At 65.8% G+C, this 4,837-nt stretch carries 6 protein-coding genes and 1 riboswitch; of the genes, 5 read left to right on the top strand and 1 reads right to left on the bottom strand.

Annotated features, from left to right (window positions below; translation table 11 throughout):
• Positions 1 to 141: 141 nt before the first annotated feature.
• From ACIQCZ_RS42380 to istB, 5 genes are all read left to right on the top strand, one after another.
• Complete coding sequence (locus ACIQCZ_RS42380; RefSeq protein ID WP_402291539.1) at positions 142 to 492, top strand: hypothetical protein; 351 nt, start codon at positions 142 to 144, stop codon at positions 490 to 492.
• 128 nt (positions 493 to 620) lie between these two features.
• Positions 621 to 848 carry a hypothetical protein gene (locus tag ACIQCZ_RS42375; protein WP_402291537.1) on the top strand — a complete coding sequence of 76 codons (228 nt, stop codon included), beginning with the start codon at positions 621 to 623 and terminating at the stop codon, positions 846 to 848.
• A 13-nt stretch (positions 849 to 861) separates the two neighbouring features.
• The gene (locus tag ACIQCZ_RS42370; RefSeq protein WP_402291535.1) at positions 862 to 1,689 is read left to right on the top strand and encodes a S1 RNA-binding domain-containing protein; all 828 of its coding nucleotides are present in this window, start codon (positions 862 to 864) and stop codon (positions 1,687 to 1,689) included.
• 190 nt (positions 1,690 to 1,879) lie between these two features.
• Positions 1,880 to 2,761: a Mu transposase domain-containing protein gene (locus ACIQCZ_RS42365; protein ID WP_402291533.1), complete on the top strand. Its 882-nt coding sequence runs from the start codon at positions 1,880 to 1,882 to the stop codon at positions 2,759 to 2,761.
• Positions 2,758 to 3,558, top strand: coding sequence for an IS21-like element helper ATPase IstB (gene istB, locus ACIQCZ_RS42360; protein ID WP_402291531.1), 801 nt, complete (start codon positions 2,758 to 2,760; stop codon positions 3,556 to 3,558). The genes ACIQCZ_RS42365 and istB overlap by 4 nt, the downstream gene beginning before the upstream one ends.
• A 118-nt stretch (positions 3,559 to 3,676) precedes the next feature.
• Here istB and ACIQCZ_RS42355 read toward each other — a convergent pair whose 3' ends face one another.
• Positions 3,677 to 4,534, bottom strand: a complete 858-nt coding sequence (locus ACIQCZ_RS42355) for a bifunctional 5,10-methylenetetrahydrofolate dehydrogenase/5,10-methenyltetrahydrofolate cyclohydrolase (protein WP_402291541.1) — start codon at positions 4,532 to 4,534, stop codon at positions 3,677 to 3,679.
• Between the two features lie 22 nt (positions 4,535 to 4,556).
• Positions 4,557 to 4,642, bottom strand: a riboswitch (ZMP/ZTP riboswitch).
• Positions 4,643 to 4,837 lie beyond the last annotated feature (195 nt).

Here is a 4,837-nt window from a genome sequence, read left to right as displayed (position 1 = left end):
CGATCTCCCGGTTCTTCGCGCCGCTCTCGAAGCGACCGACCGCTTCCAGCCGGATCCGCTCTCTTGCAGCCCTCTTGGCATCGGTCAAACCGCCGTCCTGCGCGTATCTCACACCCCACAGCTACCGACCCGACTCAGCTGATGTCAGGCGAACGGCCCGACATCACCCAATCAAGTTCAGTAGCCGACCGGCCCTATCGTGCATACGACGCCAGTGCCTTGCGGTCGCTGTTCGGCACCCTCAAGGCCGAGCGGCTGGTCTTCGCCAATCCGATGCGAGGCATCAAGGGCGGCAAGCTGGCGATCAAGATCCCCGCATCACTCACCGCGGACGAGGTGAAGTCCGTCGCACTCGCGGCACTGCAGGATCCGGCCTTTCGCGTGGTCGTGGCCCTGTCCGGCATCCATGCACTGCCAGCCCGCCACATTCGCGCGATGCAGCTGGAGCAGGTGGACCTACCCGGACGCCGGCTCGATCCCGGGGGGGCCTGAACCGGCCCCTGGACGACTACACCGCCGAGGCGATCACCGAGTATCTCGCCTACCGCCACCGCCGATGGCCCGACAGCACCAACCCACACCTGCTGATCACCAGGAACACCGCCACCACCGCGACGGCTGTGGCCACGTTCTGGATGGACAAGCTGGTCAAGAGATTGCCCGTGGGCGTTGACCAACTGAGGCAGGACCGCATCCTGGAGGAGGCGCTTGCCAGTGGAGCGGATCCTCTCCACCTCGCGCACGTGTTCTCGCTCGGTGCCAAGACCAGCCTCCGCTACACGAGCGCCGTTGCCGTCTCAGCCGCCGAGGACGAGTCCACGCGTGGGACGACGAACGGCCAGCCATGAGAGGCTGGCTGGCATGAGCCAAGCGTCGGACGATGAGGTTTCCCGGAGGTTCTTGGCTGCACTTCAGGTCGGTGACCTCTGCAGCGGAACCGTGGCCGAGGTATCTCGAGGAGTGTCGGTGACCTTGGACGGCTTCGCTGCCCGTCCGCTGGGGTTTGTGGGACCGCTGGACCTGTCCTGGGGGCAGGGTCCGGCTGCAGTGGTGGAAGTGGGCCAGCGGATCACCGCCGAGGTGACTGCCATTGACCTGGACCAGGGTCGAGCATGGCTTTCCAGAGCCGCCATGGAGAACCCCGAGCTCTGGGCGTTCCTGAAATCCCTCCGCGTCGGCGAGATACTGTCGGGCAGGATTGCATCAATCGAACGGTTCGGCGTGTTTGTGGCGTTAGATGACGGCCCTGAGCACCCGGTCTTCCCCGGCGTCGGGTTCATCACGATCCCCGAGCTGTCCTGGCGACGCTTCGAAACAGCATCGGACGTCGTTCAGGTGGGACAACGGGTTTCGTGCGAGTTCATCCAGTTCGACACATGGAACGGAGAAGCCAGGCTTTCTTTGCGGGCAAGGCAGCCTGACCCCTTCCAGGCATTCGCCGACGGCACCACGGTGGGGCAGACCCTGCAGGGACGGGTCACCAAGCTGGTCCCGTTCGGCGCCTTCGTCCAGGTCACCCCCGACATCGAGGGTCTGGTCCATCTGCAAGAGCTCACCTGGACGCCTGTCGAGTCTCCTGAGGCGGTCGTCCAAGTAGGCGACAAGATCACGGTCGTCGTCACAGAGGTCGATCAAGAGCGACGCAGGCTGGCGCTCTCCCGACGACAGGCTTCTACGACTCTTGAGTGACCTCTAGGTCCCGCCGCATCGTGGAGCAGGACCTGAACCACCGTCTTCGTACCGGCAAACTGCTCTCCTGACACCGTGGGTTCGTCGCGACCACCCTTCAGAATTCACGAACCCACGGAAGATCAACATCGAGAGCTTCTACTGCCGCCCGGGCATCGAAGGTGCCCACGAGAAGGGCGGCGTCGAAGGGATGATCGGCTACTTCCGCCGCAACCACTTCACCCCGGTCCCGGAAGTCGACTCTCTCGCCGAGTTGAACGAGCTGGTCCACCAGTGGGACCTGCACGACGGGCATCGCAGGATCGGTTCACGGCCGCGGACCGTTGATGAGTACTTCGCCGTCGAACAGCCGCTGCTGATGCCGCTGCCGGAAGAACCGTTCGAGACAGGCCGACTGTTCACGCCGCGTGTCGACCGCTACAGCCAGATCGCCGTCGGCACCAACCGCTACTCGGTCCCGACCCGCCTCATCGGCAAACGGGTGCGCGTCGTCCTGCACGCCTCTCACCTGGTGGTTTACGACAAGAACGTCGAAGTGGCCCGGCACGAGAGGCTGATCGCGAAGGGCAGCTGCCGCTTGGACCTGGACCACTACCTCGAAGCCCTCATCCGCAAGCCCGGTGCCTTCCCCGGTGCCACAGCCCTGGAACAGGCCCGCTCCGCAGGCAAGTTCACCCCGGTCCACGACGCCTGGTGGGCCCAGGCCCGCAAAGTCCACGGCGAGCGGGACGGCACCCGGGCGCTGATCGAGGTCCTGCTGCTGAACCGGCACCTCGCCCACGAGCATGTAGTCGCGGGCCTGGCCACCGCGCTGCGGGCCGGCGCCCTGACCGCCGACGCGGTCGCCCCGGAGGCCCGCAAGGCCGCCCAGACCGAGGACGAGCCGACCGGCGACGCATCCACCCCGGCGGTTTCCGGGCAGACGCCGGCAACCGTCACGTCGCTGCACGAGTGGCGACTTGCGCACCTTCCGCCGGACACCAGGACGCTGCCGTCGGTGACCCCCTATGACCAACTGCTCCGACGTCGCCGCACCAGCGGCAGCGACCACCGTGAGGGAGAAGCACAGTGACCACCCTGCCCCGCCAGCGAGGCTTGACCGAGCAGGCCGCCGACGCCGCGATCGACACCGCCTGCCGCCTCCTCCGGCTGCCTTCAATCCGGCACGAGTTCAACGACATCGCAGACCGGGGGGTCAAGGACCAGATGACCTACCGCGGCTTCCTCGCCGAACTGCTGATGGCCGAGTGCGACGACCGGGCCCGACGCCGTTCGGAACGGCGGATCAAAGCCGCGGGCTTCCCCCGGGAGAAGTCCTTGCGGGCGTTCGACTTCGATGCCAATCCGAACACCGACGCGGCGACCATCCATACCCTCGCCAGCTGCGAGTGGATCAAGAAGAGCCAGCCGCTGTGTCTGATCGGCGACTCCGGCACCGGCAAGTCCCACATGCTCATCGCCCTGGGCACCGAGGCCGCGATGAAGGGCTACCGAGTCCGCTACACGCTCGCCACGAAGCTGGTGAACGAGCTGGTCGAGGCAGCCGACGAGAAGCAGCTGAACAAGACTATCGCCCGCTACGGCCGTGTCGATCTTTTGTGCATTGATGAGCTCGGCTACATGGAACTGGACCGCCACGGCGCCGAACTGTTGTTCCAGGTGCTGACCGAGCGCGAGGAGAAGAACAGCGTCGCCATCGCGTCCAACGAATCCTTCGGCGGCTGGACCAAGACGTTCACCGACCCCCGCCTCTGCGCGGCCATCGTCGACCGCCTCACCTTCAACGGCACGATCATCGAGACAGGCACCGACTCCTACCGCCTCGCCAGTACCCGGGCCCGAGCCGAAGAGCCCGCCTCGGCCGGCTGACAGATCTGCGGACCCGCCTCCGTGACGGCTCACCGCCCTTACGGGCGGCGAGCCGTCACCAGAAGGACAGCTGACCCGACACACGGTCTCCAGTTCTGGGTGAAGAACTTCCGTGCTCTCAGATTCCCAGTTGGTTCGCGGCGGCTTCCACGGTCTGCGCGAGCAGGACGGCGATGGTCATCGGTCCGACGCCGCCAGGCACGGGAGTGATTAGGCCGGCGCGAGTACGGGCGGTGTCGAAGTCCACGTCGCCGACGTTGCCCGGGTTGTAACCGGCGTCGATCACCACCGCTCCGGGCTTGATGTCCTCGCCCCGGATCAGCCGAGGCCGCCCCACGGCCGCTACCACGACGTCTGCTTCCCGGACGATCGCTGGCAGGTCCGCTGTGCGCGAGTGGCAGTACGTCACCGTTGCATCCCTCGCGAGAAGGAGCATCCCCACCGGTTTGCCGAGAATCGCACTGCGGCCCACTACAACGGCGTGCTTGCCGACGAGGTCGACATCGTACGCATCCAACAGTCGCATGATCCCGCCGGGAGTGCAGGACACGAAGCCCGGCAGCGCGAAGCTCATCGCGGCGAAGGAATGCATCGTGACCCCGTCGACATCCTTCTCCGGGGCAATGGCCTCGAACGCCGCTCGCTCGTCAATGTGCGGGCCGCAAGGATGCTGAAGCAGGATCCCGTGGACTTCCGGATCACCGGACAGACCGGCGAGTGTGTCGATCAGTTCGGAGGTCGTGGTGGCGGCCGGCAGACCGATATGTCGGGACTGGATACATGCCTTCGCGCACCGTGCCTGCTTCATGCGGACATACGTGACCGACGCGGGATCCTCTCCCACCAGAACCGTCGCCAGACAGGGACCGGCACCCGTGCGCCGTAAGATCTCCGTCGCCCTGGCCGCAGCCCCTTCGACGATGGTTCTGGCGAGACCGGTGCCGTCCATGAGCTGGACCGTCCGAGTCGCGGACATCATTGCCCTCCAGGCGTTGCTGACCACTCGCCCAGGCGCACGGCAATGACATCTCGTCAGACCGCTCCCCGGTGGTTCTCCACCTCAGCGCCAGTCACGGCCCACACTGCACTGTAGTAGACGCCGCATCCTCACCAGGCACCTATCAGCGTCCTCGACCAGGAAGCGACTTACGAACCTCCACCCCTCTGCGTTGACCTCAATTCTCGGTTCTGGCGCAGATCTTGGGGAGCCGTCGCGGAGCGTTACCTTGATGTTCGATTGCGAGGGGCTGGCTCGTGTGAGACGGCGTACGCCTTGCGC

The sequence above is a fragment of the Streptomyces sp. NPDC093149 genome, from assembly GCF_044754145.1.
In the GTDB taxonomy this organism is placed as follows: Bacteria; Actinomycetota; Actinomycetes; order Streptomycetales; family Streptomycetaceae; genus Streptomyces.
Note: the sequence above shows the minus strand (reverse complement) of the source record. Positions and strands in the feature narration are given on the sequence as shown.

Coding starts and splice junctions, on each gene's coding strand:
- ACIQCZ_RS42380 (WP_402291539.1), top strand. CDS start 142: ATGTCAGGCGAACGGCCCGACATCACCCAATCAAGTTCAGTAGCCGAC.
- ACIQCZ_RS42370 (WP_402291535.1), top strand. CDS start 862: ATGAGCCAAGCGTCGGACGATGAGGTTTCCCGGAGGTTCTTGGCTGCA.
- ACIQCZ_RS42365 (WP_402291533.1), top strand. CDS start 1,880: ATGATCGGCTACTTCCGCCGCAACCACTTCACCCCGGTCCCGGAAGTC.
- ACIQCZ_RS42355 (WP_402291541.1), bottom strand. CDS start 4,534: ATGTCCGCGACTCGGACGGTCCAGCTCATGGACGGCACCGGTCTCGCC.